This is a genomic window from Marinomonas lutimaris, assembly GCF_019426345.1.
Taxonomy (GTDB): Bacteria; Pseudomonadota; Gammaproteobacteria; order Pseudomonadales; family Marinomonadaceae; genus Marinomonas; species Marinomonas lutimaris.
The window spans coordinates 351621-368832 of the sequence record NZ_JAHLLW010000002.1 but is presented as its reverse complement, the minus strand read 5'-3'; the positions used below and the strand labels follow the sequence as shown (position 1 = coordinate 368832).

The 17212-nt window shown below is 40.8% G+C and carries 18 protein-coding genes and 4 tRNA genes; 5 read left to right on the top strand and 17 right to left on the bottom strand.

Features of this window, described 5'->3' with window-relative positions:
* Position 1: 1 nt before the first annotated feature.
* The gene (locus KPL72_RS04675; RefSeq protein ID WP_212915224.1) at positions 2-412 is read left to right on the top strand and encodes an acyl-CoA thioesterase; all 411 of its coding nucleotides are present in this window, start codon (positions 2-4) and stop codon (positions 410-412) included.
* 59 nt (positions 413-471) lie between these two features.
* Positions 472-2370 carry an alkaline phosphatase D family protein gene (locus KPL72_RS04670; protein ID WP_219702022.1) on the top strand — a complete coding sequence of 633 codons (1899 nt, stop codon included), beginning with the start codon at positions 472-474 and terminating at the stop codon, positions 2368-2370.
* Between the two features lie 65 nt (positions 2371-2435).
* On the opposite strand, the gene KPL72_RS04665 is transcribed toward KPL72_RS04670, so the two are convergent.
* Together KPL72_RS04665 and KPL72_RS04660 are read right to left on the bottom strand one after the other, a co-directional pair.
* Positions 2436-2523 (bottom strand) — tRNA-Ser (locus KPL72_RS04665).
* Positions 2524-2615: 92 nt separating this feature from the next.
* Positions 2616-3182 carry a nitroreductase family protein gene (locus KPL72_RS04660; RefSeq protein ID WP_212915222.1) on the bottom strand — a complete coding sequence of 189 codons (567 nt, stop codon included), beginning with the start codon at positions 3180-3182 and terminating at the stop codon, positions 2616-2618.
* A gap of 110 nt (positions 3183-3292) precedes the next feature.
* Here KPL72_RS04660 and KPL72_RS04655 point away from each other — a divergent pair, with 110 nt between their 5' ends.
* A complete protein-coding gene (locus KPL72_RS04655) occupies positions 3293-4810 on the top strand; it encodes a coiled-coil domain-containing protein (RefSeq protein WP_219702021.1) in 1518 nt (505 codons plus the stop codon).
* A gap of 23 nt (positions 4811-4833) precedes the next feature.
* Here the strand turns inward: KPL72_RS04655 and nadA are convergent, their stop codons facing one another.
* From nadA to KPL72_RS04580, 15 genes are all read right to left on the bottom strand, one after another.
* A complete protein-coding gene (gene nadA, locus KPL72_RS04650; RefSeq protein ID WP_219702020.1) occupies positions 4834-5880 on the bottom strand; it encodes a quinolinate synthase NadA in 1047 nt (348 codons plus the stop codon).
* Positions 5881-5923: 43 nt separating this feature from the next.
* Positions 5924-5999, bottom strand: a tRNA-Lys gene (locus KPL72_RS04645).
* Positions 6000-6029: 30 nt separating this feature from the next.
* Positions 6030-6105: transfer RNA gene (locus KPL72_RS04640), tRNA-Lys, on the bottom strand.
* Positions 6106-6135: 30 nt separating this feature from the next.
* Positions 6136-6211, bottom strand: a tRNA-Lys gene (locus KPL72_RS04635).
* Between the two features lie 41 nt (positions 6212-6252).
* Positions 6253-7041 carry a tol-pal system protein YbgF gene (ybgF, locus tag KPL72_RS04630; protein WP_219702019.1) on the bottom strand — a complete coding sequence of 263 codons (789 nt, stop codon included), beginning with the start codon at positions 7039-7041 and terminating at the stop codon, positions 6253-6255.
* The gene (gene pal / locus KPL72_RS04625; RefSeq protein ID WP_212915218.1) at positions 7038-7616 is read right to left on the bottom strand and encodes a peptidoglycan-associated lipoprotein Pal; all 579 of its coding nucleotides are present in this window, start codon (positions 7614-7616) and stop codon (positions 7038-7040) included. Before pal ends, ybgF begins: the two co-directional genes overlap by 4 nt.
* Positions 7617-7635: 19 nt before the next feature.
* A complete protein-coding gene (gene tolB, locus KPL72_RS04620; protein ID WP_212915217.1) occupies positions 7636-8934 on the bottom strand; it encodes a Tol-Pal system beta propeller repeat protein TolB in 1299 nt (432 codons plus the stop codon).
* The gene (gene tolA / locus KPL72_RS04615; protein ID WP_219702018.1) at positions 8934-9881 is read right to left on the bottom strand and encodes a cell envelope integrity protein TolA; all 948 of its coding nucleotides are present in this window, start codon (positions 9879-9881) and stop codon (positions 8934-8936) included. The genes tolB and tolA overlap by 1 nt, the downstream gene beginning before the upstream one ends.
* The gene (tolR, locus tag KPL72_RS04610; RefSeq protein WP_219702017.1) at positions 9881-10309 is read right to left on the bottom strand and encodes a protein TolR; all 429 of its coding nucleotides are present in this window, start codon (positions 10307-10309) and stop codon (positions 9881-9883) included. Before tolR ends, tolA begins: the two co-directional genes overlap by 1 nt.
* Positions 10309-10989 carry a protein TolQ gene (gene tolQ, locus KPL72_RS04605; protein ID WP_012069892.1) on the bottom strand — a complete coding sequence of 227 codons (681 nt, stop codon included), beginning with the start codon at positions 10987-10989 and terminating at the stop codon, positions 10309-10311. Before tolQ ends, tolR begins: the two co-directional genes overlap by 1 nt.
* 9 nt (positions 10990-10998) lie before the next feature.
* Positions 10999-12012, bottom strand: coding sequence for a Holliday junction branch migration DNA helicase RuvB (gene ruvB / locus KPL72_RS04600; protein WP_212915214.1), 1014 nt, complete (start codon positions 12010-12012; stop codon positions 10999-11001).
* 3 nt (positions 12013-12015) lie between these two features.
* Positions 12016-12618 (bottom strand): Holliday junction branch migration protein RuvA, encoded by a 603-nt coding sequence (gene ruvA, locus KPL72_RS04595; RefSeq protein ID WP_219702016.1) that lies wholly within the window; start codon positions 12616-12618, stop codon positions 12016-12018.
* Positions 12615-13172 (bottom strand): crossover junction endodeoxyribonuclease RuvC, encoded by a 558-nt coding sequence (ruvC, locus tag KPL72_RS04590; RefSeq protein ID WP_212915212.1) that lies wholly within the window; start codon positions 13170-13172, stop codon positions 12615-12617. The genes ruvA and ruvC overlap by 4 nt, the downstream gene beginning before the upstream one ends.
* A gap of 163 nt (positions 13173-13335) precedes the next feature.
* Positions 13336-15105: an aspartate--tRNA ligase gene (gene aspS / locus KPL72_RS04585; protein WP_212915211.1), complete on the bottom strand. Its 1770-nt coding sequence runs from the start codon at positions 15103-15105 to the stop codon at positions 13336-13338.
* A gap of 189 nt (positions 15106-15294) precedes the next feature.
* Positions 15295-15786 carry a transcription elongation factor GreAB gene (locus KPL72_RS04580; protein WP_219702015.1) on the bottom strand — a complete coding sequence of 164 codons (492 nt, stop codon included), beginning with the start codon at positions 15784-15786 and terminating at the stop codon, positions 15295-15297.
* Positions 15787-15958: 172 nt separating this feature from the next.
* Here KPL72_RS04580 and KPL72_RS04575 point away from each other — a divergent pair, with 172 nt between their 5' ends.
* Positions 15959-16405 carry a MarR family winged helix-turn-helix transcriptional regulator gene (locus KPL72_RS04575; protein WP_212915209.1) on the top strand — a complete coding sequence of 149 codons (447 nt, stop codon included), beginning with the start codon at positions 15959-15961 and terminating at the stop codon, positions 16403-16405.
* Between the two features lie 10 nt (positions 16406-16415).
* Positions 16416-17156: a siderophore-interacting protein gene (locus tag KPL72_RS04570; protein ID WP_212915208.1), complete on the top strand. Its 741-nt coding sequence runs from the start codon at positions 16416-16418 to the stop codon at positions 17154-17156.
* Positions 17157-17212 lie beyond the last annotated feature (56 nt).

Genomic DNA, 17212 nt, shown 5'->3' with positions numbered 1-17212 from the left:
CATGAAGGACAATTTGGAGCAAAAAGATCGCGATCATTCTGAAGTTCGTGATTACGAATGTGATATGCAGGGAATTGTTAACAACGCTGTTTATCAAAACTATCTAGAACATGCTAGACATAAATTCATAAAATCTAGAGGATTAGACTTTGCTGAAATTACCAAACAAGGAATACACCTTGTATTGATAAAAGCTGAGTTAGAATACAAAAGGTCCTTACAAAGCGGCGATTCTTTTTACATTCAAACAAGTGTAGAGCGCATATCTAAGCTTAAACTTGCCTTTCTTCAAAAAATTTATCGATCTTGCGATGATCAATTGATGTTAAATGCCAAGATGACGATAACTTCCACAACAAAGGAAGGCCGACCTATACTTTTTGAAAAAGCTGACCTTTTATTTGCAGATTAGTGTTGTACCTTGTTAGATATTACTAAATGTACTATTCAACAAGTCGTATAAGGAAAATTATGCAGGTATTAGCTGGTCCAATATTGCGAAGAATGACCCCAAATCAGCTCACGTTCTGGTTAATGACTACAGAGCCTGTAACTGTTGATTTGACATTGTATAAAAGTGAAACAGTACTATTTACCCTACATAAAACTCAAACAGCTGAATGCCATACTCAGTTAAAAGCGGGCGATAATCTTTTTATACAGTTGCTTGATATCAAACTAGAAACGGCGCTACCCACGAATCAGCCTATTCATTATGACATTCAGCTTAATGGTCTTGATTGGACTCATTGGGCTGAAGATCTTGTTTATCCCGATCAGCCTCTGCCATTTTTTATCTTGCAGCCTAAGATAAAAAAAATTCTACATGGTTCGTGTCGTAAGCCTCATCATCCTAGCAAAGACGGGTTACTGAGGGTTGACGAGCTGTTGCAAAATACCACCCCAACAGACTGGCCAAGTATTTTGATGATGAGTGGAGATCAAATTTATGCAGATGATGTCGCAGGTCCAATGCTGTGGGCCATTCATCAGTTAATCCCTCATCTTGGTATGCCTGACGAAAAGTTACCTTGTGTAGACATTGAGAGCTCCAAAAAGCTTCACCAAGAATCCTCTTATTACTATGCAAGAGAAACACTTCTACCAGAAAATGAAGTGAATCGAGGTATGATTGATCAATTTTTTGGTGGTGTACGCAAGCCTGTATTTACGACGGACACAGCCCAAAATCACTTAATTTCTTTAGCAGAAATGCTCGCCATGTACGCCCTAGTTTGGTCACCTAAAGGGTGGGATTTGTTATTAGAACGTAGTGGCTGGTCTGAACCATCAGGTTTGTCTGATGAGCAAAAAAAAGACTTTTTGAAACATATCCCTATTCTGCAAGACTTTGTAAAAGGTTTACCGAAAGTACGTCGCGCTCTTGCGCATATTCCAGCAGCGATGATCTTTGACGATCATGATATTACAGATGATTGGAATCTTACCGCAGCCTGGGAGCAAACGGCCTATAACCACCCTTTCTCTGCACGCATTATTGGTAATGCCCTACTTGGCTATCTAGTTTGCCAAGGCTGGGGGAATGCGCCTGAACGTTTCTCTGAGGGATTAATTAGCGAAGTACAAAAAGTATTTAATAACCCAGGCAGAGAAGAACATGATGAATTAATACAAGAGCTCTTTCGGTTCTCAAACTGGCATTATACTTGGCAGACGACACCACCTCTTGTTGTGTTAGACACCCGCACCCAGCGTTGGCGCTCTGAGAAATCTCTGGAGAACCCTTCGGGACTAATGGACTGGGAAGCGTTAACGGACTTGCAGCAGCAACTGAAAGGTTTAGACGCGGTTGTGTTGGTATCACCAGCACCTATTTTCGGCGTGAAGTTAATTGAAAGTATCCAGCGAGTTTTTACTTGGATTGGCAAACCCTTAATGGTAGATGCTGAAAACTGGATGGCTCATCCAGGCTCAGCTTACGCCTTAATGAATATGTTTCGACACAACAAAACCCCAAAAAACTTTGTCATTCTATCTGGAGATGTACACTACTCTTTTGTTTACGACATTCAGCTACGTGGTATCCAACAAGGATCTGACTTGTGGCAAATTACCAGTAGTGGAATTAAGAATGAATTTCCTAGTAAATTATTGGATATATTTGATCGCTTAAATCGCTGGCTTTATTCACCTAGATCACCATTAAACTGGTTTACTCGACGTCGCAGCATGAAAGTTATTCCCCATAAACCAGAAACAGCCGCTCACGGTGAGCGCCTTCTGAATGCAGCAGGGATTAGTTTAGTGACATTAAATGATGATGGCTCGCCATCAGCCGTTGTGCAAATGTGTTCTGATGGTCGTGACATACACTTCACACTTTCTGAACAAGATGCCACTTGGGAGTAAATACAACAATTTCAATAAATTAAAGGCGAAAAAAAAGACATCATATGATGTCTTTTTTCAAATAATGGCGGTGAGCAAGAGATTCGAACTCTTGATGCCTTTCGACATACACGCTTTCCAGGCGTGCTCCTTCGGCCACTCGGACAGCTCACCAAAACCTTTATACGCTCTGCGTAATTTGTGCGCGTATTCTAGTTATGAGGAAAAAAGATTGCAACTAGTTTTTGTCAAATTAGTCTTAAAAATTAATCTCTTACCCATTTTAAGTGATTAGCAAGTTTTACCTCAGGTATAGATACCGGCTGCTCTTTAGGCGTTCCCGCATAGATTAGACCAATTATTTGATCATTTTCCTGTAGCGATAAAAGCTCTTTTGTTTTTTGAGTGAAACAGGCAGGGCCACTTCGCCACATACCACCATAACCAAGAGCATTTAACCCTAATAAAACTTGCTGAGCCGCTGCAGAGGCAGCCATAATCTGTTCTATTGGGGGGACTTTAGGATGATCTTGTATTCGAGCATAAACTAATAAGACTGCGGGAGCTCGATATGCCTTTTTAATAAAGGCCTCTTCTTTACTTTCTGGCATCGAATCAACTTCAGATAAAGCATGATGCCAATAAATCTGGCCCAACTTTGAGCGCCCTTCTCCTTCAAAAACACAAAAGCGCCAAGGCTTGAGGTTGCCATGATCTGCAGCTCGACTAGCGGCTTCCAAGATAGACTCCCATTCAGTTTCACTTGGCGCTGGCAAATCAAGTGCCGGCTGCGATACACGATTACGCATAAATGTTATAAATTCTTTACTCATAAAATAATTATTTCCGCTAACATAAGAAAAACAGCAAGCTAAAATGATGATTGGCTATAGCTTAATGATAATGGATATCACATCTATGACTTTAGGGCCTAGGAGTTTTTATGTCAAAGTGGTTGATTTGGGCGTTGCTTGAGTTAAGTACCTTTCTTTTATTGGCCAACTGTATTTTCTTATGGCTATCTCGCTCACTTGTTAAAAAAGACATAAAAAAACAATCTGACACGCCCCCCCCTCTAAAAGCACAAGAAGATACTGATGAGATAGATGACTCTAAAGTCTATAAGGGATTAGCTCACTATTTGGACTTACAAATTAATTTTGCAGCAAGCTCCATCGTACCAGGTAAGCTTGATCAACATGAAATAAATAGAGTGAAAATCTGGGGGACAGTCCTAAAGGCTGAAAGGGCTATTTTATTAAATCAAGTTAGTGAAAAACCAAAACCAATTTTAAATCGCTTTTTATCAAGCTTACTGTACGCATTGTCAGCTCCGAAACTACAAACAACCAATCCTGAAGAATTGCATCAAAACCTAAAGGAGATGGAAGAAGAATTCTTTCAGGCTGCAGAAATACTCATCACTAAAGAGTCCCTATTAAAAAACCAAGCCTTATTAAACGAAGATTTACGCAAAAATATTGAACGAGCAACAAAGCGCATCAAGCAATTAGGAATAAAAAAAGCAGAACAACAGCGTCTAGAAACTGAAATCGATAATCTACAGAAAAAAATTAAAAAACTGGAACAAAAACAATTTGAACACACAGGAAGCAGTACAGAATTTAATTTACAGATCCCAACGGCTCAAACACAAGAAAAGGCAATACGTAACGCTTCCTTTAAACAAATCTTAAGCTTAAGTAGCCTTTCCGATCGGCAAAAAATGGTGATAGACCAACTAAAAAATGAAATAGATAAGGCCCATAAGAATAACAATTTACATGCTGCTCTTGAGGCTCAAAAAGTTGCTGTGACTAAAATGGAGCGAATGTCGGAAGAATCCCAAGCGGTTATTTTGCAGTTAGAAGCTGAGCTAGAAACGTCTGATTTGTCTATTGCCTCCTTAACTCAAGACATTAGTATTAAGGATGCCAAATTAGCAGAATTAGAAAAACAATTAAGTAGAAGCAATGAAACGGCGATTGGTAACCTACAAGCCTTAAGTATTAACAAAAAAGAAGCCCTTGGCTCATTGCGTGATGGCTTAAATACAGCTCTTGAAAGCATGTCAACAGACAGTCTGATCGAACAAGATAAAGATGCAAAAATGTTAGAGCGATTGTTGCATGAGTCAGAAACATGCGTAACTTTATTGGCACAAGAATTGGAAACCGCAGAAAACACCAATAATCAATTGAAGCAAAAATTAGAAACGCACTCTCTAAGTGATTCTAATAGCCTAAGAAGCCAGTCAAAACCACTTGCGGAACAGAGAGAGAAAAATAGGCAATTAGCTCAAGCGACAACAGAACTAAAAAACAAATTATCAAAGATGGTATCAAGTAAGGATTATCAAGCACTCAGAGTAAGGTACAATAAAAAGAGTCTTGAATGTGATCGGCTGCAATTGGCGTTTTCGGATTTGGAAATGAAATATTTAGGGACACTAAATAATTAGCAGTCCCTAAAATTGAAGCGAGATTATTTTACTTGAAAATCAAGCATACGCTGCAAAGGAATCAGAGCTTTAACTCTGGTTTCTTCGGGTACATAAATCTCACCAGAATTATCTCTTAATGAGTTACGAAGCATCTCTAAGCTGTTTAATGCCATCCAAGGGCAGTGAGCACAACTACGGCAGTTTGCCCCAGAGCCCGCTGTAGGAGCCTCGACAAAACGCTTATTTGGTGATGCCTGCTTCATCTTGTAAAAAATACCCCTGTCGGTAGCGACAATAAAGGTATCGTTAGGCATATTTTTTGATGCATTTAATAGCTGGGATGTCGAGCCCACAACATCGGCTACTTCAACAACGGCTTCAGGAGACTCTGGATGAACCAGCACTGCAGCGTCCGGATAAATCGCTTTTAAATCTAAAATACCCTTTGCTTTAAACTCCTCATGAACAATACAAGCACCGTCCCAAAGAATCATATCCGCTCCGGTTTCGCGCTGGATATAACCACCCAAATGCTGATCAGGTGCCCAAATGATCTTTTCACCCTGCTCCACAAGATGGTTAACAACATCTAAGGCGATACTAGAGGTTACAACCCAATCTGCTCGTGCTTTAACTGCAGCTGAGGTATTTGCATATACAACCACTTTTCTATCTGGATGCTGATCGCAAAAAGCTGAAAACTCTTCAATTGGGCAGCCTATATCCAGCGAACATGTTGCTTCAAGAGTAGGCATTAGGATTGTTTTCTCTGGACTCAGAATTTTCGCAGTCTCTCCCATAAACTTAACACCAGCAACCACAAGCGTCTTGGCTTCGTGATTTGCGCCAAAGCGCGCCATCTCTAGCGAGTCGGCTATTATTCCGCCAGTCTCTTCCGCGAGCTCTTGAATAGCATCTTCAGTGTAATAATGAGCAACTAAAACAGCATTCTTTTGTTTGAGCAAAGATTTGATTTCTTCGCGAATTTGATCGTTGTCGACAGATTTTATTTCAAGAGTTTTTTCAGCTTCAGATAGATACTTTTGAACCGTATCGCGAAGTGCTGCTTTATTGAAAAGTTCGGACATATCATTACCCCTTAAGAAACTGGGAGCGGAATGAGTGTTTTTTTGGTGGGTCGTACTGGATTCGAACCAGTGACCAATTGATTAAAAGTCAACTGCTCTACCAACTGAGCTAACGACCCAAAAAATCACAAAAGGAATAAAAAACATGTTGGTGGGTCGTACTGGATTCGAACCAGTGACCAATTGATTAAAAGTCAACTGCTCTACCAACTGAGCTAACGACCCAAAAAATCACAAAAGGAATAAAAAACATGTTGGTGGGTCGTACTGGATTCGAACCAGTGACCAATTGATTAAAAGTCAACTGCTCTACCAACTGAGCTAACGACCCAACGGGTTGCGTATAATACAGAGCCCGCTGAGGATTGCAAGTTATTTAATTTTACTTAAATATCCTGCCGCTAGTTTAGCTGCTTTACTATCGGGAAAACGCCTAATAACATCCTGTAGATAGGATTTAGCTTTTGCACTGTCACCAAGCTGATCACTTACTGTACCTAGCTTATACAATGAGTCTTGCTCTTTGCTATGTCCAGGAAAGTTCTGGATTACAATAGTAAATGCATCTATTGCTTCTTGAGATTTACCTTGCACCAGTTTAACTTCTCCCAACCAGTAATAGCCATTTCCTGTTAAGGAGTTGTTTGGGTAGTCCTTTACAAACTTCGCAAATGCAGTCTCTGCTTCGTCAAAATTTCTCTGACGAATCAAATTATAAGCATCATTATAGGCTTGCTGAGCTTCAGCTGAGGCAGGCTGCAAACTAATAGGAGCTAGAGGTGAAGATACTAGTGAATTAGTTGCTTTATTGTTTTTTTCTACTGATGTCTGTGTGGCTGGTTGCTCCACTTTTGGTGCTGGCGCCGATGAATATTTTGGTTCATTTGCGGATGCAGACATAAGCAACGATATTCGCTTATCCAAATCGATGTAACGATCTCTTTGGCTCTCTTTCATTAGCTTTAGTTCATGACCTTGACTTTCCAATTGTCCACGAAGGCTTTGAACCTCCTGTTGCAGTGTTTCTAATTGAAAAAGTAGATCAGCAGCAGCGTTTGGCGAAAGACCGCCATTCATTTGCTGAGCTTCAGCTAGCGCAAATGGCGCTGTGAAACACAGCGCCATTGCAAAAGAGCGAACTCTTACGCTTTTAGAGATCATTTTTCGTAACGAACTTCAACTCGACGGTTTAACTGCCAAGCATTGCTGTCATGACCGAAGGCAACAGGAACTTCTTCACCAAAGCTTACTGTTTCGATTTGAGAAGCAGCAACACCTTGGATTGTCAAATAACGGCTAATTGCTTTAGCACGACGCTCACCTAGAGCCATGTTGTATTCGCGTGTTCCACGTTCATCAGCATGACCTTCTAAAACGACGCGAGCATCTGGATTTCCTACCAAGTATTCAGCATGTTTAGCTAAAGCTTCACGAGATTCTGGACGTACAATTGACTTATCGAAGTCAAAGTAGAATACAGTCTCTACGCCAGCCAAAGAATCCATGCCGTTGTTGTTAGAAGCATTTTCGTCAACGATAACACTAGTCATTGCATCGTCTTGGCCTGCGCCAAATGCTTGATCAGAATTTTCAGTTGTATCATTTGCTTGTTCAGTTGTATTGGCATCTTCAGCAACAGTTGAAGAATCAGTATCTGTTGCTGTTGTGCTACAACCTGCAATCCAAGCTGCAGATAAACCAATTACAGCAAACTTACCTAGTTTTGTTACACTCATTATTCACTCCTCAATGTCTTTATTTGAAATACGGGGACCAAGATGGCTCTCGTACATCTCCGTCTGCTGATGGCAACCTGTATTTTACAAGCCCATCAACGGATACTACGGCTAAGATACCCTTTCCTTGATAGGTTGTGGCATACATCACCATGCTACCATTTGGCGCAATGCTTGGCGATTCATCTAAATAAGTCTCTGTGAGAATTTGAACTCGGCCTGTTTTCATATCCTGAAGCGCAATATGATAATTACCATCGTTCTTCTGAACCGTCACAATATAACGGCCATCTGGCGTCATTCTTGCTCTGGTATTTAGATCACCTTCAAAAGTGACCCTCTCTACACGCTTACTATTTACATCTAGTCGATATATCTGCGGGTTACCGCCTCGATCAGATGTGAATACAATTCCCTTACCATCTGGTTCCCAGCTTGGTTCGGTATCAATAGCATAATGGTTGGTCATACGCTCCAGCTTTTGTGTCGCGATGTCTAAAGTATAAATTTCAGGATTATTATCTTTAGATAATACCAATGCTAATTTTTTTCCATCTGGCGACCATGAAGGTGCGCCATTTAATCCTCTAAATTGTGCAATTTGCTGACGCTTGCCTGTCGCTAACTCTTGAATAAAAATATTAGGGCGTCGATTTCTAAACATTACATAGGCAATTTTTCGACCATCCATACTCCATGAAGGAGATAAAATAGGCTCTTTTGACTCAACTACAACTTGCGGCCGGTGACCATCTGCATCTGCAACCTGTAATTTGAACAGCGGTGCTTTTTTATCACCCTCTGCAGTAACATATAATATTCTAGTACTAAATGCGCCTCTTGTCCCTGTCAATAATTCGTAAACTTTATCACTAATATAATGAGCAGCATCTCTAAAGTTTTTTGAACTAACATCAATAGAGCTATGTTTTTGTACAGGCTTTTGACTTAAAACATTTAATAACTCAAAACCAATTCGGTATTGATTATTAGGTAATTTTTTAACGGTGCCAATAACAACATAATCACTTTTCAAAAGCCGCCAATCTCTATAAAAAACATCTGCCTCTTTCGTTGGCATACTCAGCATATTAGAGCGCGGAATAGCTTGAAATAAACCACTGCGAGCTAAATCAGCCTCTACAATTTGAGCAACATCTTCAGGTAGTGCATCTACACCATCATAACCAAAAGGAACAACGGCAATAGGAAGAAGCTGGTCAGCACCACTGGTTATTTCAATAACTAATTGAGCTCTGGCTGAGCTTATAAATATTAAGCAAGTGAATAAAACACTCAAGTATTTTTTAAACATCATTAGTTTCTCAAATCTTGCGGGTTAAAAATCAAATCTACCTGACGAAAGTTTCTCTCAAAAACATAAGAGTCTACTTTTGCCAACTCATCTATCTTTCTTACCTTATAAACGGCATCCACTGCTCTTTGGTCAAATAACGCATCACCGCTGCCTGCAGTTACTTGAACATTCATTACTTCCCCGTTAGGTAAAAAATAAATACGTAACTGGGTTTTCATATTATTTCGAGCGCTTGGCGGGCGAATCCAAGCAGCAGTCACTCTATTATTGATTAATCCACTGATAGATTGAACCATTTGCGCTTCATCTGCCGCTCTTTGCTTCGCCTCTTCGGCAGCCGCTTTAGCTGCAGCCTCTTCTGCTTTTTTCTTCTCAGCTAACCTTGCAGCTTCCTCTTGGCGCTTACGCTCTTCTTCAGCCAAGCGATCAGCTTCAGCTTTACGAGCAAGCTCTTTCTTCTGTTTTTCATTGGCTTCTTTTTCAGCTTGGCGTTTTTTGTCAGCCTGTTCTTGAGCTAACCGTTTGCTTTCTGCTTCTTGTGCAATTCGCTTTTGTTCTGCTGCTTTTTGCTTTCTTTCATTTTCTTGCTTTTGCGCTTCTTTTTCTTTTGCTTCTTTTGCCTGCTTAGCTTGAGCTAGTTGCTTCTGCTGCTCTTCAGCCGCTTTGCGCTCAGCTTCTTTTTTTCTACTTTGATCTGCTTCCTTTTTCTTTTGCTCAGCTAAAGCAGCCGCCTGCTGTTTCGCCGCCCTTTCATCAGACTCTCTTTTGCCTATTATGGTTTGAGAGACATCAACAACGGTAGCGTTAACGATAGGTGGTCTTTTAGGCCTTGGGGGCTCATCGTCACTAAAATCAATAGCAACCAATCCAGCCACAACAATGCTTGCATGTAAGCCTATGGCCAGCACTGTTGGAATACTATAATTGTCACTACGTAACCATTTCATTATTTGTTATCCGGCTCGGTTACTAAACCAACATTTGGAACGCCAGCACCTTGTAGCGTTACCATAAGCCCAATGACATCACCATAAGAGACATTTTTATCACCTCTCACTAGTACGGACATCTTAGGGTTTTGGCTCAATACTTTTCTAACTCGGTCTTGCAATTGAGATAAAGCGATAGATTCTTGCTTACCACCTACATCTAAATAGTACTGACCTTTTGAGTCAACAGAGGCAATCATGACATCATTTTCAGAGTCTTGAATGGGTGATGCATTTGCATTAGGTAACTCAACATCAACACCTTGCGTAAGCATTGGAGCAGTAATCATAAAAATAACAAGCAGCACCAACATGACATCAATATATGGAACGACATTGATTTCAGCCATTGGACGACGTTTATTTCTTCTTCTTGAGCGAGCCACTATACAGCGCCTCCCTCTCTCACATGCACCTTACGGTGAAGGATGCTGGTGAATTCGTCAGCAAAATTTTCATAGCTAGAGCCAAGAGATTCCGCAGTAGAGGAAAAACGGTTATAAGCAATAACGGCAGGAATCGCTGCTGCTAGGCCTATAGCTGTTGCTATAAGAGCTTCAGCAATGCCTGGTGCAACAGTTGCTAATGTTGCCTGCTGAACTTCTGCAAGCCCGATGAAGGAATGCATAATCCCCCAAACGGTACCAAACAAACCAATGTAAGGACTGGTTGAGCCCACAGTTGCTAAAAATGGTAGATGTTGATCCAGTTTTTCCTCTTCTCGATAAAGAGCAACACGCATTGCGCGTTGAACACCATCCATGATGGCTTCTGGATCAACGTTGTGACTCTGTCTTAAGCGAGTAAATTCTTTGATGCCAGAAGTGAAAATATTTTCCATCCCCTCAACTTTACGGCCCTCTTGCGTTAACTTACGATACAGCTGACTAAGATCTATTCCAGACCAAAAGCTTTCCTCAAAAGCGGTGCGCACTTTTTTTGCTTCTTTTAAAACACGAATTCTTTGAAATATTACAATCCATGAAAAAATGGAAGCCGCTAGCAGTATCAACATAACAAGTTGAACAACAAAACTAGCACTGGCGATAAGTCCCCAAATTGACATTATTAACCTCTATTTGAAATCTGAAGGTAGTTGGTAATTAAAATGTTCGTAAGCACGCTTCGTAACTTGTCGACCTCTCGGCGTCCTAATTATAAAACCTTGCTGAATCAAAAACGGCTCTATGACGTCTTCAATAGTATCTTTATCTTCACCTAAAGCGGCGGAGACGCTATCTAGACCAACCGGTCTTCCGTCAAACTTTTCTATCATAGTCAATAACATACGTCTATCTAAGTGATCGAAGCCTTGACTATCTACACTTAACATATCCAGTGCCCTTTGAGCAACCTTTTGCCCCACAAGCACCTCTCCACTTACTTGCGCAACATCCCTAACGCGACGTAATAGGCGATTCGCTATCCTGGGGGTGCCTCTCGATCTTCTTGCAACTTCGAAACAGCCTGGATTATCAAGCTCCATCCCCATTTTTCCCGCAGACCTAGCGACTATTGTTGTTAATGATTCAACATCATAAAACTCTAATCGTTGCACAATACCAAATCGATCTCGTAATGGTGACGTTAGCAAACCAGCCCGTGTAGTTGCTCCGACAAGTGTAAACGGCGGGAGTTCAATTTTAATTGATCTTGCCGCAGGCCCTTCACCAATCATGATATCTAACTGGTAATCTTCCATTGCAGGATAAAGTACTTCCTCAATAGCTGGACTTAATCTATGTATTTCATCAATAAATAGAATGTCGCCTTCATTTAAATTTGTCAGTAACGCAGCTAAATCCCCCGCCCTCTCAAGAACGGGGCCAGAAGTCGTTCTTACCTCAGCGCCCATTTCATTTCCAATGATATGGGCAAGGGTGGTTTTACCCAACCCAGGAGGACCAAATATTAAAGTATGATCTAATGGCTCACTACGCTGCCTTGCAGCTTCGATGAAAATCTCCATCTGCTCTCGAACAACGGGTTGACCAATGTACTCCGCAAGCGCTTGTGGACGTATTGCGCGATCTACCTGTCTATCATTACCTTTAAGTTCCGCAGAAATAATACGATCTTGCTCAATCATGTTTTATTTCCTCAGCATTCCTTTCAAAGCAGCCTTGATAACATCTTCACTATTAGCTGCATCTATCGGAACACCAGCAATTGCCTTAGCAGCTTCTTGTGGCTTGTAGCCAAGAGAAATAAGTGCCGCTTCTGCTTCTTGTCTAGGATCCGCTTGAACTTGACGCAATACTGCAGGTGTGGAAAACAAGTCAGTTTTCGCTGCCTGACCAAGCTTATCCCTTAATTCAATAATAAGTCGTTCGGCTGTTTTCTTGCCAACACCAGGAATGCGAGTAAGAGCTGTAACATCGGACTCTTGAACGTTAGCAATCAGCTCTTCTGAAGACATGCTGGACAAAATTGCTAATGCCATTTTTGGGCCGATACCATTTACTTTAATCAGAATGCGAAATAAAGCGCGTTCATTCTTATCTATAAAGCCATAAAGTGTATGAGAGTCTTCTTTAACCAACAGGTGAGTAAATAATGTCACCTGACCTCCGACTTGAGGTAAGTCGTAAATAGTGGTCATTGAAGCGCTCACTTCATAGCCAATACCATTTACATCAACCATTAACTCTGGTGGAGTCTTTTCTATCAAAGTGCCGACAATTCGTCCGATCACAAAGTTTTCCTTACATCTTGTTCTGTCCAGCGCTTAGAGGTGCGCCCTGCTCTCTTTCCGACGCCGTATTCCAGCCCGCCAGAAGTTCGCGTGTTAGCATGACACAAAGCAATGGCTAAAGCATCAGCCGCATCAGCTTGAGGCTTAGAAGTTAAATTCAATAAAAGCTGCACCATCATTTGCACTTGTGCTTTATCTGCATTACCGTTGCCGACAACAGATTGCTTAACTCGTCGAGCGGCATATTCGTGTACTTCTAATTCTTGCAGAGATGCCGCTACAATAGCTGCGCCTCTTGCTTGACCAAGTTTTAACGCTGAATTCGCATTCTTAGCCAAAAACACTTCTTCTATAGCAAATTCGTTTGGCTTGTATTCTTCCAAGAGAGCTGAAACATTTTGAAAAATATATTTAAGCCTAACTGATAGCGCTTCATCCGGTAATCGAATGCAACCACTGTTAACATATACAGATTTACCATTTGTCACATCAACAATACCAAAGCCCGTTACTCGTGAGCCTGGGTCAATGGCTAAAATCCTGGTCGTGGGCATAACTTTTTTGTGCCTTATATAATTACTGTATATTTCAACAGCCCTTTACAAAGTATGCAATGCCAAAATACAAAAAAGGCCACTAATAAGTGGCCTTTTACGTTTTTCTTTCAATCTCTTAACATAACTTACTGTTTTAGAATAAGTTTAAGAGTAATTTCTATCATTCAACGACTGGTTTTCTGACGCGAATATTCAATTCTTTTAGTTGCTTCTCGCTTACTTCACCTGGCGCTTGAGTCAATAGACACGTTGCACTTTGCGTTTTAGGAAAAGCAATAACATCACGAATAGAGCTTGAACCTGTCATTAGCATCACAAGGCGATCTAAACCGAATGCTAAACCACCATGTGGTGGCGCACCAAATTTCAATGCATCTAACAAGAAACCAAATTTCTCTTCTTGCTCATCTTTGCTGATATTCAACAATTCAAAAACCGTTTCTTGCATTGAAGATTGGTGAATACGAATAGAGCCACCACCTAGTTCAGTACCGTTTAGCACCATGTCATAGGCTTGCGAAAGTGCAGTCAAAGGGTTTGCTTTCAGCTCTTCTGGAGAGCATGAAGGCGCAGTGAATGGGTGGTGAATCGCTGTAATTCCGCCATCACTGGTTTCTTCGAACATTGGGAAGTCAACAACCCACAATGGTGCCCACTTGCAAGTATAAAGGTTCAGATCTTCGCCTAGCTTGCAGCGCAATGCTCCAAGAGCTTCATTAACCACTTTAGCTGAATCTGCGCCGAAGAAGATCAAATCACCATCTTGCGCTTCTAAACGCTCAAGTAAAGCGGCACGAACTTCAACTGGAAGGAACTTAACAATAGGAGACTGCAAGCCTTCCTCTAGGTTAGACTTATCATTCACCTTGATATATGCCAAACCTTTCGCACCGTAAATAGAAACAAACTTGGTATAGTCGTCAATTTGTTTACGAGTTAACGCATTACCGCCTGGTACTTTAAGAGCTGCAACACGACCTTTTGGATCGGTAGCAGGACCAGAGAATACTTTAAAGTCCACATTAGCCATCAAGTCAGATACTGACACGATAGTTAGTGGAATACGAAGATCTGGCTTATCGCTACCATAAGTTTCCATTGCTTCAGAGTAAGGCATGCGTGGGAAAGTGCCCAAATCAACATTCATTAGCTCTTTAAACAGGCTAACAATCATCTCCTCAGTCATCGCCATGATATCTTGCTCACTCATAAACGATGTTTCAATGTCTACTTGAGTGAATTCTGGTTGACGATCAGCACGCAAATCTTCATCACGAAAACATTTTGCGATTTGGTAATAACGATCAAAGCCAGACACCATTAACAATTGCTTAAACAACTGTGGAGACTGAGGCAATGCAAAGAAACTGCCCTGTTGCGTACGGCTAGGCACCAAATAGTCACGCGCACCTTCTGGAGTAGCGCGAGTCAGAATTGGCGTTTCGATATCTAGGAAACCATTGCCATCTAAGTAGCGACGCAATACAGATGTCACCTTTGAACGGAAGCGCATTTTTTGCTGAATTTCAGGACGACGTAAATCGATAAAACGATTTTTTAAGCGAACGTCTTCACCTACCGATTGGTGTTCATCAAGCTGAAATGGTGGTGTTTTTGCAGCATTAAGAATTTCTAGTTCAGTTCCTAATACTTCAATTTCGCCAGTATTCATATTTGGATTTACTGTGCCTTCAGGGCGAGCTCGCACTAAACCTTTAAGTTTGACAACAAATTCGTTCCGAACACTGTCTGCAAGAGCAAAACTTTCCGCGCGATCTGGGTCGAAAACTACTTGAGTAATACCTTCGCGGTCACGAACGTCTAAGAAGATAACGCCGCCGTGGTCACGACGACGATGAACCCAACCGCATAGGGTAATTTCTTGTGAAATGTTAGAAGCATTTAACTCGCCGCAATAATGGCTGCGCATAATTTCTTTCCTATTACTTTCTCAGTAAGAGAGTGATTTTTTCTTAGAACGTTTTCTATTCGATCAGCAATGTTAACTGAATTTTAGACTCCGAATAGAATAACAGAATATTTTAAGGCAAAGCATTATATGCGAACAGAGTCTGACTCTCTAGGGTCTGAACCAAATTTGTCCGCTACAATATACGCTTTATGCAATAGTGGTTATTTCATAAGCGGTTTGCTTACCGTTTTGAGGCAGTTCAACCTCATCTCCAAGCATCTTACCAAATAACATCTTGCCTACAGGCGTAGAAGTGGTCACAAGATAAATGGTCTTTTCAGATATTTCGATATTGAGCCCACCGGCACAAGGTGAAATTAAGAAATATTTTTTAACGTTATTTGAAGATTCAAGTTCAGACAAGGTGACAATACACCATAAGCCAATGACGTTTTCTTCAGTAAATATAATTGGTTTCGCTTTATCAAAAAGTAGCCAATCTTTTTCGCATTCCAGCACTCGCTGAGATTGTCCATGAGCTAAATAAGAAGCCTCTAAGCCAAAAGTATCGTACTTATTCTCTGCGACACTTTCTTCATTCGTTGCAGCTTCATGAGCCTGTTTCGCTGCCCACTTTGCAGTTTCATAGCGACTTAACAATGCAGCGGTAACCGCTTTATATACATCGTGCTTATTCATATCACTCTATCTACTTAATGCTAACCCAAGCATTGTAACTATTAACTTCTATAAGAAAAACACCCTCCCTTCCTTTGGTTAGTATTTTCACCACAAACTCAGTTGACAATATCAACTTAATTCACTATATTGATAATCATTCTCACAATTTGAAATTTAAAAGCAGGAGCGTATGAAGGAAAAAATTGGCGAGTCGCTTCACAAACTGATGCACAACTATCGCCACCAAATGCGTGAAGCGGCATCAACATCAGGTATCGCAATTCCCGTAAGCCATATACGATCACTAAAGTGCATCAAAAACATTAAAAACTGCAGCGCAAAAGACATTTCGGACAGGCTTTCACTTGATAAATCTCAAATTACTCGCGTTCTTAAGGAGTTAGTCGGTGCCGGTTATGTGATAAAGGTCCGCTGTCCAGACAATCATCGCAGCCAGTTATTAAGTCTGACACAAATAGGCAGCGAATTACTCGAAAAGCTTATGATGTTAGATCAATTAGCAGTCGAAAAAATGACTAAATATTTAACCGCGCAACAAATAGAAGATTTCATACATATTTCAGAGATTATGGTAAATAACCTTGACCAGTCTCCATCATGTGACAAACAAAATTAAGGAGCCCGTTATGAGCAGACCACAACCACGAGAGTTAACGGTTATTAATAAATTACATGTTACCCCTAATATGTTGCGAGTCACCTTAGGGGGTGACAATATTAATACCATTCCTGAAGATCAGGAAAGCGGCTATGTTAAACTTATTTTTCCAAGAAAGGATCAAAAGCCCCTATTACGTACTTATACTATTCGACATCAACGAGCTAATGAAATAGATATTGATTTTGTCTTGCATGAAGATGGTGGACCAGCATCAACATGGGCAAAAAACACTCAACCTAACGACACAATTCTTGTTGGAGGCCCTGGCCCCAAAAAACTCATTGAAGAGTCAACTGACTGGAAAATACTAGTGGGTGATATGACGGCCTTGCCAGCAATCAGTGTCAATTTAGCAAAGCTTCCACAAGACTCAAAAGGGTATGCTGTACTTGAAGTAATTTCAGAGGATGACATTCAGCCTTTAAAGCACCCTACCGGCATTGAGCTTAAATGGGTAATTAACCCCCACCCTGGCGAAAACGCCAACTTACTATTGGATCAAATTCAGTCACTATCATGGCATCAAGGCAGTGTTTCTGTTTGGGTGGCTTGCGAATTTAGCAGCATGAGAATGCTACGTTCATTTTTTAAGAATGACAGAAATATTGAAAAAGAAAATTTCTATATTTCTAGCTACTGGAAATTAGGCAATAGTGAAGATCAGCATAAAGAAGTGAAGCGTGTTGATTTAGAAGAAACAGTGTAATAAAACCTTTATTTCAACAATAAAAAAGCCAGCCCATAGAGCTGGCTTTGTTACAT